Source organism: Acetobacter estunensis, from assembly GCF_011516945.1.
GTDB classification, from domain to species: domain Bacteria; phylum Pseudomonadota; class Alphaproteobacteria; order Acetobacterales; family Acetobacteraceae; genus Acetobacter; species Acetobacter estunensis.
Genome location: NZ_WOTH01000017.1, coordinates 38641 through 59229, shown reverse-complemented (window position 1 = coordinate 59229; position 20589 = coordinate 38641). Strand labels below are relative to the sequence as shown.

The following is a 20589-nucleotide window of genomic DNA, read 5'->3' as shown; positions in this document are numbered from 1 at the left end:
GGATGCTCATCCGTGGTAAGCGCATCCTGTGACAGGAGCCGCATGACCGAACGCCTCACCCCTACTGACCACGGACTGGCCCGCGCAGCCCAAATCCTGCGCACGGGCGGTCTTGTCGCGTTCGGCACGGAGACGGTGTACGGCCTTGGAGCGGACGCAACGGATTCACTGGCCGTCGCCCGTATCTTCGAGGCAAAAGGCCGCCCCCGTTTCAACCCGCTCATCAGCCATTTCCCCGATGCGGAGGCGGCTTTCACGCAGGTCACGGCGGACCCGCGCGCGCAAAAGCTGGCCGAGCGGTTCTGGCCCGGCCCGCTCACCCTCGTTCTGCCCCGCAGTCCACGCGGTGAGATCTGTGACCTTGCAACAGCAGGTCTTCCCACCGCCGCCGTGCGCGTGCCGGCATGTGAGAGCGCACTCGCGCTCCTGCGTGCGGTCGGACGCCCCATTGCAGCCCCTTCAGCCAATCCTTCAGGGGCCGTCAGCCCATCGACCGCCGCTCATGTGCTCAATGGGCTCGACGGACGCATCGACGCAGTACTCGACAGCGGCCCCTGCCCGGTAGGGGTGGAGAGCACGGTGCTGGATCTTTCGGGCAAAAAACCCCGCCTGCTTCGTCCCGGTGGCGTCACGGTGGAAGACATCGAAGCGTTGATCGGCCCCGTGGAGCGCTCGGCCCCTCTCGCATCCGCCACACCCGTCGCACCGGGCATGCTGTCCTCCCACTACGCACCGACCCTTCCCGTGCGACTGAACGCCACATCCGTGGAAGATGGAGAGGCATTGCTGGCATTCGGCGCACCGCTGGCCGGTTCTCCTCTCGTGTGGAATCTGAGTGAACGGCAGGCTCTGGATGAGGCGGCGGCCCGGCTGTTCGCAGGTCTGCGTCATCTGGACCATGAAGGGGCGCGTCTGGGCCTGCGCGGTATCGCGGTCCAACCTATCCCTCAGCAGGGACTGGGCGCTGCCATTCGTGATCGTCTCACCCGTGCCGCAGCACCACGTCCCGTTACCTCACCACCCTCCGCACAGGAGTGCCCCGTCGCATGAGCGACACGCTCGATCCCAAGGAACTCAAGATCCTCTCCGACATTCTGGCGCTGGTGCTCGAAGATCAGCCGGGACAGTCCGAGACGGCCCTGACCGCGCTGCGTGCCCGCGCCCAGCGTAACAAGGTGACGGGCGGGGCGCTGAAGAACCTGTTCACCGCCATCGCACCCAATCCGCCGAAATCACGCGCCTCGTCCTCATCCACCCGCAGCCGCACCTCGCGCGCCAGCAGCGCCGATGTGCAGCAGGAACGCCAGCGCGTGCGGGAGCTGACGGAAGGCATGACGCGGCTCGATCTGGAACTGCGCAACGTCCGGGCTGCCAATGCGGCATTGAAAGCGGAATTGTTCCTGACCCAGCAGGCCCGCGCCGAGACACAGAGCAATCTCATCGCGGCACAGGCCGCAAGCACACCGCGTTACAGCCTCATCGGACTGGCCTTCGTGGTGGGCTGCATCGCGGGCGTGGCTGGAACGGAGCTGTTTCACTCGCTGCTTCCTGCCCCTCCAGCGCCTTCCAATGCCCATTATCTGGCTCACTGAGCCTTTTGCATTCTCCCGACAGACCGGAACGCCACCATGACCGCCACAGGCTCCCTCCCCGCTCCGTTGCATGACGCTCTTGAAAAGGTGCTCGGTTCCAGCGGCCTGCTGACGGCCTCATCCGACATGGCGTCCTACCTCACGGACTGGCGCAATCTTTTCCATGGGCGCGCCTGCGCCGTCGCCCGCCCGGCCAACACGCAGGCCTGCGCTGAAGTCGTGCGTCTGTGCGCCGAGCATGGCGTGCCGGTCGTCCCACAGGGTGGCAACACAAGCATGGTGGGCGGGGCCACGCCGGACACGACAGGACACGCGCTGGTGCTTGTCACCAGCCGCATGAATCGTGTGCGCGAGATCGACCCCATCGATAACACCATGGTTGTGGAAGCGGGCGTGACGCTGAAAGCCGCGCAGGATGCCGCCACCAATGCGGGGCTGATGCTGCCACTGTCCATCTCGTCCGAAGGCTCGGCCGAGATTGGCGGTGTGCTGGCCACCAACGCGGGCGGCAACAACACCGTGCGCTACGGCAATGCCCGCGAACTGGTGCTGGGTCTGGAAGCAGTCCTGCCGGATGGACAGGTACTCGACCTGATGCGCCGACTGCGCAAGGACAACACCGGCTACGCGCTGCGTCAGCTTTTTGTCGGCTCCGAAGGCACGCTCGGTCTCATTACAACCGCCATTCTCCAGCTTCAGCCCAAGCCGAAATCCATTGAGGCCGCGCTGTGCGCCGTGGCCGACGCCAAAACCGCGCTCGCCCTGTTCGCGGCCTTTCGCAACACCGAGCCAAGCGCCATTCAGGCGTTCGAGTTCATGTCCGGGCTGAGCATGAATCTGGTCAACATGCTCATTCCCGATGCTGCCCTGCCACTCTCCGAACCCGCACCGGCCTATGTGCTGGTGGAACTGGCCAGCCCGCGCGGAGGCGATGCCCTGCGCGAGTTGATGGAAGAGGTGCTGGGCAAGGCATTCGAAGACGGGCTGGTGAGCGACGCCGTGCTGGCCGAGAGCGAGACGCAGCGGCTTGCCCTGTGGAAGCTGCGTGAAGAACACGCGGAGGCGCAGAAACGTGCCGGTGCATCCGTCAAGAATGACGTCTCCGTGCCACTGTCGGCCATCCCGACCTTCCTCGACCGCGCGACCGCTGCGTGTGAAAAGCTCATTCCCGGCATCCGCGTCGCGCCGTTCGGCCATATCGGTGACGGCAACATCCACTTCAATCTGGTTCAGCCCGAAGGCATGGACGGCAACGCCTTCCTCGCCCGCGATCACGAGATGATGGATACGGTCGCCAACATCGTGCGTGAACTGGGAGGCTCTTTCTCCGCCGAGCACGGCGTGGGCCAGCTCAAGACCTACATGATGCCGTCATGGCGCGGTGGTGCGGAGCTGGACATGATGCACCGCATCAAGAATGCGGTGGACCCGAAGGACATCATGAATCCGGGAAAGATATTTCCTGCTTCCTGAACGGGTTTTCAGAAGCGTGGTGGGCAGCACATCCACCACGCTTTTTCTTCAACGCTGCCGAGACACGCTCCTCACCGGCACCGCCAGAGGCACGCCCTCATCGTGCAGGACCGGTGCGCACTCCACTGCCTGTCGTCCACGCATCCACTCCATCACACTCCCGATCCCCACAATGCCCAGAATGGCACCCGCACTAAGAGCCAGTTCTCCGCGCGTCGCCGGATAGAGCGCCATGGATGCAGGGACCGCCATCAGACAGGCCAGTGTGAACCAGCCAAGGGCACGACGTTCCGGCGCAAGCTTCATGCCCGCCATGACGATCAGGACATCGTCGATGATGATGAACGAACCAATCACACTCACAAGAAAAGCAAAAACCAGCTTGGGGGAAGCAACAGCCGAAAGCGCAACCAGTCCCGAGGCAGCCGCCACACACAGCACGGCGCGACGGGGTATGCCACCGGCATTCGTCGCGTCATGAAACGCCTTTGGTCCATACCCGGACAATGCGAATTCGTTCAGCACACGTGAGGCCGCGAACAGCCCGGAATTGAGCGTGGACAGGATGGCCGCCAGAATGACCAGAGTCATGGCGTCCTGCGCGAACGGCACATTGAGGCGTTCCAGCACCAGCAGGAAAGGGGAATTGCCCGGCGCGTATTCCTTCCACGACACGAGACACAGCAACATGCCAATGGAGGTCATGAAGAAAGCCGCCAGCCGGATCGCTATGGTTCGCGCCACTCGTGCGATATTGGCTGCGGGCGAATCCGTTTCCAGCGCCGCGATCGTGCCGATTTCGCTGCCAGACATGGAGAACACAGCCGCCGGGACCGCCGAGAGCACGGCAATGCCACCATGGGGAAAGAAGCCGCCCTCAAGAAGTGGAAGCTGGGTGATATGCCGCCCGACCCCCAGCGCGTACAGACCGATCCCCAGAAACGCGAGCACAGCCAGAATCTTGATCCCCGACAGCCAGCTTTCGACCTCGCCATACCCGCGCACGGAAGCGAGGTTGAGCGCCGTCATCACCCCCAGAATCAGCGCCTCGATCACCCAGTAGGGCAGGTGCACGAATGGCGCCATGAGCGTGGCCGCGGCCATGACTTCGATGCCGATAGTGGTGATCCAGATGGTCCAGTAGGTCCACCCCATGACAAAGCCACAGCGATGCCCCAACACGCCACCAATCTGCGCCACGAACGAACCGCGCCCCGGTGCCCGCAGCGCCACCAGACACACCATGATGTTCACACACAGAACGAGAAGCCCGGCAAAGGCGTAGGACAAGATGACGGATGGACCCGCCGTGGCAATGGCGCCCGACGATCCGACGAAGAACCCGGCTCCCATCACCCCCCCAAGGGCGATCATGGTTACATGACGGGAGCGCAATGCGCCGCCTGCGGTCGTGGGGCTGGAAACGGTCTGTCCGCTCATGTTTCCTCCTGCGATCGGACATGCCGTTTTGACTTGTCCGGGGCACGCCCTTGTCACACACGACATGAGCGCAGGTTATCTCGGAGCCGCAGATCGAGCCGTAAAACCGGATCGCGGATGATTATTCTTCAACCGTAACGAAACAAAGATGGAGCGGTCAATTCCTGATCGTCCTTCCACCCTGTCGCTCTTGAGAAAGCCGAAAGGACGTAGCCTCCCTCCGGCTGTCATCAAAATCCTGTAACGTCTGCCTCGGAAACCGGTTGCCGGTTCAGGCGCCCGCCAGACGATCCCGCAGCCGCCCCCACACGATTCCAGCGGCCACGCCCATACGCCAGAAGCGATGAAACGGCACCGGGCGGATGGGCGTGAACGGAAACAGGGGGGAGGCTTCACCCGCCAAATAGCGAGCGATCTCCTGTCCCGTCAGAGTGGCCAGAGCCACACCGCGCCCGTTGTAACCGAGGGCCGCAACCAGACCCGGCTGCGGCTCATGCCAGTGAGGATAATGATCCAGCGTCATGGCCAGTTGTCCGTTCCAGCCGTGCGTCCATGAGACTGCCCCCCCCAGTTCGGGCCAGAGCTTTTCGGCATGCGCCGTCAGAAACGGAAAACTCGCCACGCCCTGCGCGGGATGGGAGAATGAGCGTCCTCCCATCAGCAGCCGTCCCTGTGCGTCCACACGGTAATAGGCCGTCACGATGCCCAGTTCATACAGCACCTCGCCCTGCGCCATAATGCGCTCGCGCAAAGCCTGCGGCAGCGGCGTGCTGGACACGATGGCGCTGTACACGGGGATAACGGACCGTCGCAGAGGATCGATCAGCGAGGAACTGTAACCGTTCGTTCCCACCACGACCTTGTCGCAGGTCACGCTGCCCTGAGGCGTCACCGCCTGCCATGCGCGTGCGGAACGCCGCAGACGCACGACCGGACTTTGCGAACAAATGCGTGCGCCCGCCTCCATCGCAGCCCGTGTCAGACCGCGCGTATATGCCAAGGGATCGACCTGCCCTCCCCGCGCGTCCAGCAGCGCCGCCTTGTGATAAGGCGAACCCGTGCGCGCCTGCACAGCCGCTTCATCCAACCATGATACCGGCCAGCCACGCGCAAGGCACTGGTCCGCCAGTTCCCGCAACGCCGGGATCTGGGAGGGCGCTGTGGCCGTGCGCAATGTGCCGCCCCGTATGGCATCGCAGGCAATGCCATGCCGCTCGATCAATTCGAACACGAGGTCGGGCGCGTTCCATGCCAGATGCGCCAGCCGTCCTCCCACCTCTGGTCCGAAATCCTTCTCCACCTCCTCCGGCGGCGGTTTCAGGCCCGGATTGACCTGACCGCCATTACGACCGGAAGCCCCCCATCCCGGCTCGTGCCGCTCCAGCAGGACAACACGCGCCCCCTGCTGCGCCAGATGGAGAGCCGTGGACACACCCGTCAGTCCGCCGCCGATAATGGCCACATCGGCCCGCACATCCCCTGTCAGGGGCGGGATTCCGGAAAGGGGCGAACTACTGGTTTCATAGAGACTGCCAATTGCCATCGTGCTGTCCTGCTTTACTGGTGCCTTCATGGCCAATGACCTATCCTGCGACATCATAGGGTCACGATCCCGGGAGATATTTGAATATGCGTTATTGTATTGTCGGTGCTGGTTTCAGCGGAAGTATTATGGCGCGTGCGCTCGCGGAAAATGGGCATGATATCCTGCTGATCGACGAACGTTCGCACGTCGCGGGCAACTGTCACACGACGCGTGACGCGGAAACCGGCGTCATGGTCCATCACTATGGCCCGCATATCTTTCACACTTCAAGTGATCGCGTGTGGAATTACATCAATCGCTTCGGATCGTTTCGACCCTATATCAACCGGGTGAAGGCCCAGTCCGGTGGCCGGGTCTACTCCCTGCCGATCAATCTGCTCACCATCAACCAGTTCTTCGGCACAACCCTGCGTCCCGATGAAGCCCGCGCCTTCATCGCCGCTAAGGCCGACCGCTCCATCACCGAGCCACGCTCCTTTGAGGAGCAGGCACTGTCCATGATCGGCCCCGAACTCTACGAAGCGTTCTTTCACGGCTACACGCTCAAGCAGTGGGGCCTCTCCCCAAAGGAACTGCCCGCCTCCATCCTCAAGCGTCTGCCCGTGCGCTTCAATTATGACGACAATTACTTTAACCACACCCATCAGGGCATTCCCGAAGACGGTTACACCGCCATCGTGGAAAACATCCTCGACCATCCAAAGATCGAACGTGCCCTCGGAACGCGCTTCGAAGACGTGAAGGAGACGTTCCACCACGTCTTCTACACCGGCCCGATTGATCGTTTCTTCGGCTTTCCCATCGGGCGACTGGGCTATCGCACGCTCGACTTCGAACGCTTCATCGCCGAGGGCGATTATCAGGGCACGGCGGTCATGAACTATTGCGACCGAGCCGTGCCTTACACGCGCGTGTCCGAACACAAGCACTTCGCGCCATGGGAAGCCGACAAACTGGAGCGCACGGTCTGCTTCCGGGAATACAGCCGCCTCGCGAACGAAAACGACATCCCGTACTATCCAATCCGTCTCGTGCAGGAGCAGGAAATGCTCGCGGCTTACGTGGACATGGCGCGCAAGACGAAAGGGGTGTCCTTTCTCGGTCGCCTCGGCACCTATCGTTATCTCGACATGGATGTCTCGATCGGAGAGGCGCTGGACGCCGTGGATACCACACTGGCGGCCGTCCGCGACAACAGCGATATTCCCTCTTTTTTCGTCAACCCGCTTCCATAAACCGCCAACACCACGGGAGGACGAACCTCCCGTGGTCCATCACTCAGGCGCGAAGACGAACGGCTGGCATCGTCACATTCAGCGCCGCCGCCAGACCACTGGCCACAGCATCTGCGGTAAAGGCCGCCTGCACCATGCGCTGACCGCTCCGCCCAAGCGCCTCGGCCTTTTCAGGGGTATCATGCAGCCGCACGATCCGGCGCGCCATGGAGTTGGCATCACCGCACACCAGCGTTTCCAGTCTCTTGGAAAGAGAAAGACCTTCTGCCGCCACCGGCGTCATCACACAGGGCAGTCCCGCCGCAAACGTGTCCACCACCTTGGCGGCAACACCCGCTCCCAGTCGCTGGGACGCCACGCCCAGTCGCACGGCACTGAACAGATCGCGCGACAGATTGTCCACGGGGCCCACGACCTCAACACCACCGCACGTCTCGTCAGCCGCCCGGGCCAGAGCGCTCACGACATCCTGCGGCCCCTCGCCCGCCAACACACAGCGTATGTGCGAAGCCTGCGCCCACACGCGCGGCATAACGTCGCGGACCAGCCATGAAGCCGCTTCCAGCGTTTCCATGTGTCCATAATGTCCGAGGAACGCGACACCCGAACGCTGCGCAGCGTCCACCGAAGTCGGCACGCCCGTCACATCCCATGGGGCAACATGGACATTCAGCATGGGGGCCAGAGTCCGCAGGCTGGTCGCTTCCATTTCAGAATGCACGATGACCGCATCGCACAGCAGGGCCGTGGTCAGTTCCTGCGTGCGCAGTTGGGCAACGGCCCGACCGAGTTCCGGCACCTGCTGCACCTCGGCCCGCCGCGCCAACGCCAGATGACGCAGCGAACGCAGAGCAAACAGCAGTCGGGCACGCGGCAGATAACGGCGCGCAAGCCCCGCATAGGCCAAGGCCACGGACTGTCCCCGCAGATACATCACCTCGAACCCATCGGCCTGACGCCGCAGCAGATCATCCACCGACGTGTAAAGCGGCGCCTGCGCCACACTCACACCTTCGGCGTCCAGTTCCGCTGCCATCGCAGCCGGAACACACTGGTCCACCGCCGCGAAGGTCACGTCATAGCCAAGGCGTTTAAGACCGCGCATATGCGAAAGCAGCGTCGTCGCTTCCGATGACAGACCATCGCAGGGCAACGTCTCGGCCAACACCAGCGCACGTCGGATTTCGGGCATGGACGCCGCCGCGCGTCCCGCACGCCGCCGCGCCTTGCCCAGTGCCTCCACTTCGTCGCGGCGCATGTCGCACTCCGCTTCCTGCGCACGCAGACGCTCGACCTGCTCCGTCATGAACGACAACGCCCGCAGACGCTCGGGACGGGAAGCCAGCCCCTTCACCGCACGGGTGATGGCGTGCTCCATTGCCTCATCCAGAACCTCCAGCGGCTCCAGCATTTTGGGCGATCCCGACAGCGGCACCTTGGACACGGCATGACGCACCTCGATCCGGTGCGCACAGCGCCAGTCCAACGGCTCATCCAGATCCAGCCGGAACCCGGCCCAGCCCGCGCCCATGCCGGCCCGCGCGATGTCGCCGCGCTGGCGATCCGCCGACAACGTGGCGATGGAGCGACCATCGACAAGAATTTCGACGCACGCCATGTCGAACGGATGTCGGGCATCCCACGCCCACCCTTCGATCCGGCTGTGCGTCACGCTGTCCAGCCATCCCTGGAAACGGCTGTCGTCCTCAAACTCCTGCATTACTTCGGCCATTTCCAGAAGAGATGCGTGCTCTTCCAGTTTCGCGCGAATGGCCCGCAGCGTCTCACCCTCATCCACATAAGGAGCGCAGCGCACGGCCCACTCCCGGCTCGCATCGGGATAGAGCGTGTAATATTCTGAAAAGTTCTGGAAGATGCCGCGTGCGCCATCCTCGACGTAACTCTCGGACGCGGCTCCCTCGGCCAACAGGACATCATGCGTGTCCAGCTCGATATGGAAGTAGTTCACTTCTCCGATGGACTCATCACGCACGATGCTGTGGCCATTGATCAGCGCGCCGGCGGGCACCAGCACGCCATTGAGGAACATCGCGTGCATGGCGGACACACGCAGATCCCGACGCGGCAGACCCTCGCCGAGCGAACCCGCCCGGAACAGAACTGGAAAGAGGCTGGAATTACTGGCGACAAACTCCGGCGCATAGCTACGGCGACCGATCCAGCGGATGGGCCGCAATGCGCCCGAAGCCGTGCGCACATGATCCCCAATGCGCAGGGTCTCGACCGGAACCTCTTCGTTCTCGACCGCGATCAGGGTGCCCAGCAGGTAACAGGCCACATAGGTCAGCACGCCGTCCGACCAATCCGCCGAACTGAACTCCTCGGGCGTAAGAGCGCCCTGCGTGTCGGCGAAAGACAGGGTCTGGGTAAGTGTCGTGCCGTTGCTGGTGGCCGTAATCGTCACCGTGTCGCCCGAAACGGAAACGCTCGGAGTGTCCGCGCCTTTAAGCGCGTCCAGTGCCAGCATACCGCCCGAGGCCAGAGTAAGGTTGGTGACTGTGATATCGCTCTGAACGAGTTCAAGCGTGCCACCAGCCTGCACCGTGACGGCATCAATCGTCGGCGTATATCCACTGTCGTGATAGGCAACGAGACACCCATTGCTTTCGACCGTGGCGCCCGAAACCGTCGTGTTGATGGCGTCGAGTTCGCCGCCGCTCTGGACCGTAGCGTTGGTAATATTCGCCACAGTCGCACCGGCCGCCGTAGTGCCGCCCGCACCGCTGATGTGGCCGCCACTCTCGACGACAACGCCAGAAGCATTGCCTCCCGCATGCACGAACAACACACCGCCGCTTTCAACGGTGGTGTCATTCATGATCGCGCCCGACTCGATCAGGGCGCTACCACCGGAAATCAGCAGCGTCCCATCCGCCGACCCGGCGTCGGCATGCAGAAGTGCGCCGGAGCCGATCAGTTGCGCGCCTGATATATATCCCGCATTGGTGATGGATTCCTGCGCAAGGCCCGCCACACCATACGCAATGGTGCCGTATGCACTACCACCAGCGAGGATCAGCTGGTTGCCCCCCGCCGACACAGTGGCCCCGCTGGCCACACCCCCATCATTGATGTCCTGCTTAGTCCCGGCAAGAATCACCGTGCCAGAGTCAGTGCCGTACAGGCTTTCGAGAACATTGGACCCTGAAAGGGTGACGTTGCTGGCCGCCGCTCCCGAAGCTACGACAAAAGCATTCGTGGCGACTGTCGTGTTTTCGATAAGGCCGCCACCTGAGATCGTCAGGATACCGCCAGCGGCCACCGTGCCACCACTGACGGTGCCCTGCACACCGGGCTCACTGGTGTGGTCGCCTGCCTTGCCGACAAAAAGCTTACCACCGTCCTCCACGGTTACCGACGACACAACGCCGCCACTGGTCATCGAAAGAATACCGCCGCTTTCGATGATGGCACTGGTAACGGACGAGGAGAGTGTCGTAATCCCGGTCCCGGATTTCACATCCAACGGCGTATTCGTCGTGTCGCTCATGAGTCCCTCGGAGCTTTGGCGCGACTCCTTTTGAATCGCGCGAACCAAAAATGTTCCGGGTCTCATTCTTCGTACTGTTTACTAATTTTCCGGATACAGACCTTGCCGATCCGTTAAGGCACAGCCTCTGCCGCCAATGCCGAAAAGCGCCCCATAAGAAATGAGCGGCCAATTGGAGAGAACGCAAACATCCCGCCGATGGACTGGATAAGAGGTATTTCAAATATCAGCAGTAAAAAGCTGGCAAGGGACGGGCTGCTGCCCTCCCTCGCCAGAAACACTTTATTACGCGCCCTTGAGATGCTTGACGCACAGGCTGTAATACCCGCCACCCTTCATGATCCATTTCTGGCCACCATTTCCGCCCGTCGATTTGTTGGCGTGATACTGGTCCAGACAGGTCTTCATGCGGGCCTTGCCAGCGCTGAGCGAAGAATATTTCGACGAAACGGCACCGGGGAACACCACATTGCCCGAAGAGACCGGCGCAACGGGCGCCTCGGCTTTCTTCGCGGCTGCGGGAGTCTCGGCCGCGGCCTTGCCATCGGCTGGCGCGGTCTTGTCGTCAGCCTTGTCCTCCGGCTCGGCTTCCGCATCACCGCACTGCGCCGCCTTGAAGGCTTTGTACGTCTGGCCTGCCAGCGTGCCATCTTCCTTCGCGGTCTTGAACTTCGCGTGGCATTCCTTGGCAGTCATGGCGTGAGCCGCCTGCGGTACGCCCACAAACGCTACACCAGCGAGAAGAGCGAGAGACGCGAGCGAGGCGCGTGCTGAACGATTGAAGCCCATCGGCTGTCCTTATGACTGTAGTGCGGAACACGCCCTGCCTCATGACCGGACGCGGTGGACCATTTCTCCGCAGGAACAACAGGCCCACCTTAGAAAGACCTCATGGCCGGACAACACGCAAGACAATGTGAATGAAAGAAAAAGGGCAGGCCCATCGGACCTACCCTTTCTTCCACACAACCGGATCGGACGATGGCCTCAGGCGATACGCTCGCCATGCTGGGAAACATCCAGACCTTCGAGTTCCTGATCGGGAGAAACCCGTAGCCCCACCAGCATGTCCACGATCTTGAGCAGGATGAACGTCATCACGCCACACCACACGATGGTCACGCCCACGGCTTCGGCCTGCACCAGAAGCTGATGGAGCGAGCCGGACGTGCCTTCCGGCGAGGCGTCCGTGGCTGACAGCGGTCCATAAGCCAGAACGCCCGTCAGCAATGCGCCCACAATGCCGCCGATGCCATGCACGCCGAAAGCGTCGAGGCTGTCGTCATAACCCATCATATGCTTGAGGCTGGTCGCGCCCCAGTAGCAGACAACACCTGTCACAAGACCGATAATCAGCGCGCCACCCGGCAGCACGAAGCCTGCGGCCGGCGTGATGGCCACCAGACCACCGACCGCACCCGAGATGATGCCCAGCACCGTCGGCCGTCCCGTGCGAATCCATTCCGCCACCATCCACGACACGCCGGCCGCTGCAGCAGCGATCTGGGTCGTCGCCATCGCCATGCCCGCGCGGCCGTTTGCGCCTGCAGCCGACCCGGCGTTGAAGCCGAACCAGCCCACCCACAGAAGGGAGGCGCCAATAACAGCATAGGTCAGATTGAACGGTGCAAGGTCATCCGTGCCGAACCCCTTACGTTTGCCCAGCACCAGCGCACACACGAGACCAGCGATACCGGCGTTAATATGCACGACCGTGCCGCCCGCGAAATCCAGAGTTCCCATGCCAGCGAGCCAGCCGATCGGGCTCCAGACCCAGTGCGCCACAGGCGAATAGACCACCAGCGACCACAGGATGGTGAAGATGCACATGGCCGAGAACTTCATACGCTCGGCATAGGCGCCCGCGATCAACGCCGGGGTGATAATGGCGAAGGTCATCTGGAACGTCATGAAGACGCTCTCGGGAATCGTCATCGTCGAAGCATTGGGCGAATCCGCGCCAATGGTGAAGGGCACATCTGCGCCCTTGGCGATGTGCTCACCCAGCGTGGATAGGAACGCCTTCGACAGGCCACCGACATAGGGCGTGCCGGTGGAAAAGGCGAGGGAGTAGCCCAGCACCATCCACACGACGGTGATGATGCAGCAGATCGAAAAGCTCTGCATCAACGTGGCCAGCACGTTCTTCTTGCGGACCATGCCTGCGTAGAACAACGCCAGACCGGGAATGGTCATCATCAGCACCAGCGCGGTGCTGGTCAGCATCCACGCCGTATCGCCCGTATCGATTGCAGGCGCAGACGCCGCATCCTCCGCCATGGCGGGAGTGGCGGCCAGCAGGGCCGTGCCCGCCATGGCCATGCGTGTCAGGCGGCTACGCCACAGATCCGGCACTGCCTCTCTCCTCACGAACGAGGAAACCTTGTTTTTCATGAACGCCCGCTGCTCCCTGCCTCATTCGCGTCTGTGCCCAGCGGTCGATTCGTGCCGAGAGACCGCTGGACTAGCTATTCGCCTGATAACGTAGCTTAATCGAAACGAAATACTCAAGCCTTCCAAAGCCTGAAAGACGTGTTCGCACACTACGTTAGACGAAATGCCCCAGACTGCGTTGCGGGAATCACACTGTCTGAACAGAGCAAGGGAATTTACTCGCCAGAATTCGCCCGTTCTTTCGCCCCTTGCGCAGCAGGGATCCGGTTTGCCGGATGTCCTGGCGCCTATATCCCTATCTCAACCTCGCGTTCAGTGGATGGGTCGCTCTGGATAGAGAGACGACGCCTTCAATCACCGCTGACGCGCGTACGGGTGCGCATCGTGACGAACTCTTCCGCCGAGGACGGATGAATGCCCACGGTCCGGTCGAAATCCACCTTTCGCAGCCCCGCCGTCACCGCAATGGCCATGCCCTGCATGATCTCGGCCGCATCCTCACCGATCATATGGACGCCAACTACCTTCTGGGTCGCCTGATCCACAACCAGTTTCATCAGCGTGCGGCGCTCGCGTCCGCTAAGCGTGTGTCGCATCGGACGGAATCGGCTGACATATACATCCACCGTCCCGCGCTCGGCAGCCTCCGTCTCCGTCAGTCCCACACTTGCCACCGGCGGCGTGAAGAAAACGGCCTTGGGCACCGTATCGAACGACCAGTCCCGCGCGTGGTGGGCAAAGAGACGGTCGGCAAGGATATGACCTTCGGCAATGGCCACCGGCGTAAGATTCTCGTGATTCGTCACATCGCCGATGGCGAACACACCCGGTTCGGTCGTCTCGAAATGCCGGTCCGCCATGATGCGCCCATTGTCTTCTGTGCGGACACGCGTGTTCTCCAGTCCCAGCCCCTTAATCTTGGGGTGACGTCCGGTCGCCATCAGCACACAATCGACGCTCAGAATCGTCCCGTTATCCAGCGTGACAGACAGGTCATTCCCGGTTTTACGGATTCGCACCGGACTTGCGCCCACATGCTGACGGATGCCGCGCTGGTCGATGGCTTCATGCAGCGCCGTACGCAGGTCTTCATCGAAGCCCCGCAAAGGCAGATCCTGCCGGTAGACCAGATCCACACTGCCGCCGAGACCTGCGAAAATGCCCGCAAACTCAATCCCGATGTAACCGCTGCCCACGATGCACACGCGCTTGGGCATTTCTTTCAGCGCAAACACCTGATCGGAGGTGATGGCCAGTTCGTGCCCTTCAATATCTGGCACGCTCGGCGTGGAGCCGGTGGCAATGACGATCCGCTCTGCCGTGATGCGCTCGGGTTTTGCCTCCACGTCCAGCGCCGTCGGCGTGGTGACGATGGTATGGGCATCCTCGAAGGCGGCGTGACCCGTCAGCAGCCGCACACCGGCCTTTCCCAGCATGGAGACATAGATGCCGTTCAGGCGCGAAATCTCGCGATCCTTGGCGGCAATCAGCTTGCCCCAGTCATGCGTGCCTTCGGGCGTGTTCCAGCCGAATCCGTGGCTGTCTGCGACATAGTCGCCATACTCGCTGGCCTGCACCATCAGCTTCTTGGGCACGCACCCTAGATTGACGCAGGTGCCGCCCCAGTGCCGCCCTTCCACCACCGCCACGCGGGCGCCATGGCCTGCCGCGATACGCGCGCAGCGCACGCCGCCCGATCCGGCGCCAATGACCAGAAGATCGACATCGTAAGAAGTAGCGGCAGGCATGGTCAGGCTCCGTTTTCACCCGAGATGACGGGCAAACCGAAACGGCCTTTTGCGCCCGACCGGCAATGTGCCCCACCCGAAAGCGGGGCACCAGATCCGGCGCAAAGACGCGCCGGAACAAGGGGACGATTAACGCTCGGCGAAAGCCTTTTCGACGACGTAAGCGCCGGGCTTGGAGTTGTTGCCCTCATCGAAGCCGCGCGCCTGAAGCAGCTTCTCCGTATCGGCCAGCATCTCCGGCGAACCGCAGATCATGACACGGTCATGCTCGGGATCCAGCTCGGGAATATTGAGATCGCGGAAAATCTTGCCGTTCTCGATCAGGGTCGTGATGCGGTCCGTCACTTCGAACGCCTCACGCGTCACAGCCGGGTAATAGCGCAGCTTGGAGGCGACATACTCGCCAAGGAACTCGTGTTCGGGCAGTTCGTGGCGGATGTGATTGGAATACGCCAGTTCGCCGGAGACGCGCACCGTGTGGGTGAGAATGACGTTATCGTAGCGCTCGTAGCATTCCGGATCCTTGATCAGGCTCATGAACGGCGCAAGACCCGTGCCCGTGGACAGGAAATACAGGTTGCGGCCCGGACGGAGATTGTCGAGCAGCAGCGTGCCCACCGGCTTGCGCCCGATCAGCACCGTATCCCCAACCTTCACATGACGCAGACGCGAGGTCAGCGGACCGTCCGGCACGGCAATGGAGAGGAACTCCATGTGGTCTTCATAATTGGCGGACGCGATGGAATAGGCGCGCAGCAGCGGCTTGCCGTCCACTTCCATGCCGATCATCGTGAACTGGCCATTCTCGAAACGCAGCGCCGGATCGCGGGTGGTGGTGAAGCTGAACAGGCGGTCCGTCCAGTGATGAACCGTCAGCACCTTGGCCGGGAAGAGATGGCCATATTCCTTTTCCGGCGGCGCGAGATGCCACACTCCTTCCTGACCTTCGACCGGCAGCAGGCCGGAAGGCGCCTGATCGGGAGCAACGCGAGGCAGGATGTCGGACATGGGCCGGATATCTCCATGAACTGGAAGCGGATCAGGCGGAAGCGCCCGTACGATACGGAGCCTCCCGCAGCTAGCCGCAGGTTGAAGGAACGAATTGGGTGGCGTTTCTAGTGGGAAGACCGCAGCGGCACCAGTGATAATTGCACCGCTCACCTTCGCAACCGGCTCAAGGGGTCTCTCGTACCTCTCAGGCAGCGGACGAGAGACCCCTTGTTCCGTCTTAGCGCGTGATGCCCGTGTGCCCCACGGAATAGCGGCCCGGCAACGGCCAGACCGTCAGGCCATGCGGCTCCGCCCCTACAGGAATGGCCGTCATCGCGCCTGTGTCGGTATCGATTGCATAGGTCACGTCATCGAAGCGGCCCGAAAGCCACAGTTTCTTTCCGTCCGCGCTGACATTGCCCATGTCGGGGCTGCCGCCACCGGGAATCGGCCACGTCTTCACCACCTGATTGGTCGCGAATTCAATCACTGACACGCTGCCGGCCTTGCTGTGGCGCGGCCCATGCACCTTGTGGGAACCGCGATTCGCCACATACATGAACTTCGCGTCCCGGCTCGGATACAGGCCGTGAGTGCCCACACCGGTCGGAATGAAGCCCGTCTCGGTGAAAGTGTCACCGTCGAGGATGAACACACCGTCCGCGTGCATGTCGGCCACATAGAAGGTCTTGCCGTTCGGCGCCGTCAGGATGTCCTGCGGCATGCCGCCCTTGGACAGCTTCAGATAGCCCAGAAGCTTGCGGTTGACCGTGTCCACCTTGGCCATCATGCCGCCGAACTCACAGGTGAAGATCGCGTAGCGGCCATCGATCGAGAACCCGGCGTGATTGATACCCGGGCATTTCGGGGCGTCCACGGATCCCTGCAGTTCCATCGTGTGCGGGTCACGGAAGTCCAGACGACGGCGGGCTTCGGCCACCACGATGGCGGATTTACCGTCCGGCGTGAAATACATGTTGTAGGGATCGTCCACCGGCACAGGCGCGCCGGGCTTGCCCGTATGCGCGTCGATCGGCGTCAGGCTGCCCTGCGTCGTGCCCTCGGCATTATTGGTCGCCCACAGGGTCCGCATGTCCCATGACGGCACGATGTGCTGCGGGCTTTTGCCCACGGGGAAACGGTCCACCACCTTCAGGGTGGCGGGGTCGATCACATAGACATCGTTCGACCGCAGATTGGGCACATAGATCCGCGCCGGGTCGCTGGCCACGTCCGCACGGACTTTGCCCGCCGCCGCTTCCGAATAGATGTTGGACGGATCGACCACCGGCGGCATGCCCGGAATGGTCTGCACCGCGCTCATGACGCGGCCGCTGGCCGCCTCCGGCGTGGGAGCGGCTGCTGGCGCATCGGTCTGCGCCTGCGCCGGAGCGAGACCAAGAGAACCAAGAAGGGCCACCAGAGCGGCGCCTGTCAGAAAGCGGTTTTGTATCATGATGTGTCAGCAACCTCCGAGGACGCAGGCAATACCACACGCCCCCGCGCCGACAAGCGATCTGCGTCAAGTCACAACCGTTTTTCCAAAGAATTTCATCCACTCGCGAACCGTTGCGCCATTTCCGCCAGAGGCCAGCGCGGACGCGGGCGCGTGCTTCGGTCATCGGGCAGCGGCACACCCAGCCTCTGCGCCTCACGACACACTTCGAGCGCCGCCCACCCAACCATCACCGCGTTATCGGTGCACAACCGCAGGGGCGGCGCCACGAAGGGCAGATCATGCGCCTGCGCAAGCGCCGTCAGACGCGCGCGCAGCACTCCATTGGCCGCGACACCGCCAGCGGCCACCAGCGCGGTTGGACGTTCCATCATGCCCAGCGCATGCGTCACACGGTCCCCGATCACGTCCGCCACGGCCTGCTGGAAGCTGGCCGCCAGATCCGCAGCCAGTTCCCGCGGCAACGGCTCCATGCCGTAAGGCTCAAGCTGACGCGCCATGGCCGTCTTGAGGCCGGAGAACGAGAAGTCACATCCCTCCCGTCCCTTGAGCGGACGGGGGAAGGCGAAGGCCGTCGGGTTCCCTTCCCGCGCCAATGCCTCCAGCACTGGGCCGCCGGGCCAGCCAAGCCCGAGCATCTTGGCCACCTTGTCGAAAGCCTCACCCGCCGCGTCATCGATCGTGCCGCCCAACCGCCGGTAGCGCCCCACGCCCTCGACGGCCAGACACTGGCAATGCCCGCCCGAGACGAGCAGCAGCAGATAGGGAAAAGGCAGCCCTCCCGCAAAAACGCCGGGGAGCCTTGCCGAAAGCGCATGGGCCTCGATGTGGTTGACCGCGATGAAAGGCTTTTGCAGCGCGATCGCCAACCCCTTGCCGAAGTTCGCGCCCACGATCAGGCCGCCGATCAGACCCGGTCCCGTGCTGGCCGCGACTGCGCCCAGATCGCTGCGGGCAAGACCGGAGGCTTTGAGAGTTTCCTCAACAAGATCAGGGAGAAGAGCGAGATGCGCGCGCGCCGCGATCTCGGGCACCACCCCCCCGAAAGCCGCGTGATCGGATTGCGAGACAAGGCGCTCGGCCAGCACGTCGCCCTGCGTGGAGAGAATGGCACACGCCGTCTCGTCGCACGACGATTCAATGGCAAGCAGGGGGCCCATGGGGTATGACCACGCCCCACAGGCAGCGTTTCCGTCGGTGTTCTCTGGCGTCACGTCACCTTTCCTTCATCCGGTGCTGGTAATAAACACGCCAAATGGTTTCCGCACAGCCGTCCCGTCCGCTTCCCTCCGCCGCGCTCCAGAAGATCGCGGCCCAAGCCGCCGCGCGTCAGAAGACCGCAGCGCCGCAGCACCGCCGGCAATTGCCGCTGCGGGTGGGCACGCGCGGCTCTCCACTCGCATTGTGGCAGACCCGCGCCTTTCTTACCCGGCTGACACGGTTCTGCCCGGTGCTGCGCGACATGAACGCCTTTCAGGAGCACCTGATCAACACCACAGGCGATCAGGTCCAGAACCGCGCGCTGGCCGAAATTGGCGGCAAAGGGCTGTTTGCCAAGGAAATTCATGAAGCGCTGCTGGACGGACGCATCGACTTCGCGGTCCATAGCCTCAAGGATCTCGAAACCACACTACCTGACGGACTGGTGCTGGCCTGCACCATGAAGCGCGAAGACGCCCGCGACGCCCTGATCCTCGGCCCCGGGCTGAAACCCTCCGATGATCCCATGCGCCCCTATGACGCCCTGCCGCATGGCGCACTGGTGGGCTGCGCCTCCGTGCGGCGGCAGGCGCAGATGCTGCATGTGCGCCCCGACCTTCGCTTTGGACTGCTGCGCGGCAACGTGCAGACCCGACTCGACAAACTCGCCGCCCGCCAGTGCGACGCCACACTGCTGGCGCTGGCGGGTCTGCGCCGTCTCGGCATGGAAGATCGCGCCTCCGTCGTGCTGGACCCCGCCGTGATGGTGCCTTCCGCCGGACAGGGCATTGTGGGCGTGACGGTCCGCGCCAGCGACATCGAACTGCGCGAACTCCTCGCTGCCATTGAAGATTATGAAGCCCGGGCCGTCTCCACTGCCGAACGCGCCCTACTGGCAGAACTTGACGGTTCCTGCCGCACTCCCATCGGCGGCTATGCCCGCCTGCTCAATCCGGCCGCTGGACCGAAGGGACAGGTGCATCTGACGGGTCTTGTCGCCTCGGAAGACGGCACCTTTCTGCTGCGCCGCGAAATTACCGGCGCCGCTGCCGACGCCGAGCGTATTGGCCGTGAACTCGGGCGCAGCCTGCGTCGTGACAGCCCGGCTTCCATCTTCACGGACAATGACTGAACAGGACGGGGCTGCCCACAATCGCAAACCCGGCGTCCTGATCGTCCGCCCCGAGCCGGGGCTTTCGGAAACGGTGGAGGCCGCGCGGACGTTGGGATGGGAGCCTTTCGCCGCCTCGTCCCTGCACATCGAACCACGATTCGTACCGCAGCAATCCGGTGTCGCTGCTGCTCTCGTCACCAGTTCCCAGTCCCTTCCCGCGCTCGAACAGGCTGTGGCGCGTGATCTGCCGATTTTCGCAGTCGGTGATGCCACATCACGCCGCGCACGCGAGCGCGGCTTCACCCATGTAGAAAGCGCAAGCGGCAACGCAGGCGATCTGGCGGCGCTTGTCCGCGCACGCCTGACGCCTGAAAACGGCACGCTGCTGCTGCTTTCAGGAAAAGGACATGGCGCCGCATTGGCGGCTGAATTGCGGACGAACGGCTTTCGGGTCCGACGGCGCGTGGCCTATGCCTCCCGCCCCCAGCACGATCTGCCGTCCCCTGTCCTGCGGGCATGGCAACAGGGCGAGATCAGCCTCGTCCTGTCCTTTTCTGCCGGAAGCGCCCGCACACTCTGCCGGGCACTGCGGAGCACGGATTGCGTGATACGTAACATGCCGGCCATAGCCATCTCCGCCGCGACTGCCCGCGTTCTTGAGCACAACGGGTTCCGCCCTGTCCGCACGGCCGCCCACCCGGATGCAGCCAACATGCTCAGGCTTCTGGGCGCAGCTTCCGCCGCCGTCTCGTCGGGCTGATCTCGTGCTTTTTCTCTAATGTGTTGTTTTTAATGCATTATTATTGAATGACATCAAAGTTTTTAGGTGTTGCCTTTTTCTAAAAAGGCAACGTTCTCTGAGGCTTTTTGAAAAAAGCTTCACCAAAAAC

At 62.8% G+C, this 20589-nt stretch carries 15 protein-coding genes; 6 read left to right on the top strand and 9 right to left on the bottom strand.

Features of this window, described 5'->3' with window-relative positions; genetic code table 11:
• The first annotated feature begins 42 nt into the window (after window positions 1–42).
• From GOB87_RS09595 to GOB87_RS09585, 3 genes are read left to right on the top strand one after another with little or no spacing between them, the layout of a single operon-like run.
• Window positions 43–1050 carry an L-threonylcarbamoyladenylate synthase gene (locus tag GOB87_RS09595; RefSeq protein ID WP_166315795.1) on the top strand — a complete coding sequence of 336 codons (1008 nt, stop codon included), beginning with the start codon at window positions 43–45 and terminating at the stop codon, window positions 1048–1050.
• Window positions 1047–1592, top strand: a complete 546-nt coding sequence (locus GOB87_RS09590; protein WP_166315792.1) for a hypothetical protein — start codon at window positions 1047–1049, stop codon at window positions 1590–1592. The genes GOB87_RS09595 and GOB87_RS09590 overlap by 4 nt, the downstream gene beginning before the upstream one ends.
• 36 nt (window positions 1593–1628) lie before the next feature.
• A complete protein-coding gene (locus GOB87_RS09585; RefSeq protein ID WP_166315789.1) occupies window positions 1629–3065 on the top strand; it encodes an FAD-binding oxidoreductase in 1437 nt (478 codons plus the stop codon).
• Window positions 3066–3113: 48 nt separating this feature from the next.
• Here the strand turns inward: GOB87_RS09585 and GOB87_RS09580 are convergent, their stop codons facing one another.
• Both GOB87_RS09580 and GOB87_RS09575 read right to left on the bottom strand, forming a co-directional pair.
• Complete coding sequence (locus tag GOB87_RS09580; protein ID WP_166315786.1) at window positions 3114–4505, bottom strand: amino acid permease; 1392 nt, start codon at window positions 4503–4505, stop codon at window positions 3114–3116.
• 271 nt (window positions 4506–4776) lie between these two features.
• Window positions 4777–6078 carry an NAD(P)/FAD-dependent oxidoreductase gene (locus GOB87_RS09575; RefSeq protein WP_242006280.1) on the bottom strand — a complete coding sequence of 434 codons (1302 nt, stop codon included), beginning with the start codon at window positions 6076–6078 and terminating at the stop codon, window positions 4777–4779.
• A gap of 56 nt (window positions 6079–6134) precedes the next feature.
• Between GOB87_RS09575 and GOB87_RS09570 the strand changes: the two genes are divergently transcribed.
• On the top strand, window positions 6135–7286 hold the full coding sequence (locus GOB87_RS09570; protein WP_166315783.1) for a UDP-galactopyranose/dTDP-fucopyranose mutase family protein: 1152 nt from the start codon (window positions 6135–6137) through the stop codon (window positions 7284–7286).
• A 43-nt stretch (window positions 7287–7329) separates the two neighbouring features.
• Here the strand turns inward: GOB87_RS09570 and GOB87_RS09565 are convergent, their stop codons facing one another.
• The 7 genes from GOB87_RS09565 to tsaD all read right to left on the bottom strand — a co-directional run bounded on the left by GOB87_RS09565 (window position 7330) and on the right by tsaD (window position 18545).
• The gene (locus tag GOB87_RS09565; RefSeq protein ID WP_166315780.1) at window positions 7330–10797 is read right to left on the bottom strand and encodes a Hint domain-containing protein; all 3468 of its coding nucleotides are present in this window, start codon (window positions 10795–10797) and stop codon (window positions 7330–7332) included.
• A gap of 285 nt (window positions 10798–11082) precedes the next feature.
• A complete protein-coding gene (locus GOB87_RS09560) occupies window positions 11083–11586 on the bottom strand; it encodes a hypothetical protein (RefSeq protein WP_166315777.1) in 504 nt (167 codons plus the stop codon).
• Window positions 11587–11784: 198 nt separating this feature from the next.
• Window positions 11785–13113, bottom strand: coding sequence for an ammonium transporter (locus tag GOB87_RS09555; protein ID WP_277876626.1), 1329 nt, complete (start codon window positions 13111–13113; stop codon window positions 11785–11787).
• 428 nt (window positions 13114–13541) lie between these two features.
• Window positions 13542–14939: a glutathione-disulfide reductase gene (gorA, locus tag GOB87_RS09550; RefSeq protein ID WP_166315771.1), complete on the bottom strand. Its 1398-nt coding sequence runs from the start codon at window positions 14937–14939 to the stop codon at window positions 13542–13544.
• 129 nt (window positions 14940–15068) lie between these two features.
• The gene (locus GOB87_RS09545; RefSeq protein ID WP_166315768.1) at window positions 15069–15947 is read right to left on the bottom strand and encodes a ferredoxin--NADP reductase; all 879 of its coding nucleotides are present in this window, start codon (window positions 15945–15947) and stop codon (window positions 15069–15071) included.
• Window positions 15948–16167: 220 nt separating this feature from the next.
• A complete protein-coding gene (locus GOB87_RS09540; RefSeq protein ID WP_166315765.1) occupies window positions 16168–17385 on the bottom strand; it encodes a YncE family protein in 1218 nt (405 codons plus the stop codon).
• Between the two features lie 95 nt (window positions 17386–17480).
• Entirely contained in the window at window positions 17481–18545 is a 1065-nt protein-coding gene (gene tsaD / locus GOB87_RS09535; RefSeq protein WP_194303303.1) for a tRNA (adenosine(37)-N6)-threonylcarbamoyltransferase complex transferase subunit TsaD, read from the bottom strand.
• Window positions 18546–18640: 95 nt separating this feature from the next.
• Between tsaD and hemC the strand changes: the two genes are divergently transcribed.
• The gene (gene hemC, locus GOB87_RS09530; protein ID WP_166315759.1) at window positions 18641–19717 is read left to right on the top strand and encodes a hydroxymethylbilane synthase; all 1077 of its coding nucleotides are present in this window, start codon (window positions 18641–18643) and stop codon (window positions 19715–19717) included.
• On the top strand, window positions 19710–20459 hold the full coding sequence (locus GOB87_RS09525) for a uroporphyrinogen-III synthase (protein WP_166315756.1): 750 nt from the start codon (window positions 19710–19712) through the stop codon (window positions 20457–20459). The genes hemC and GOB87_RS09525 overlap by 8 nt, the downstream gene beginning before the upstream one ends.
• Window positions 20460–20589 lie beyond the last annotated feature (130 nt).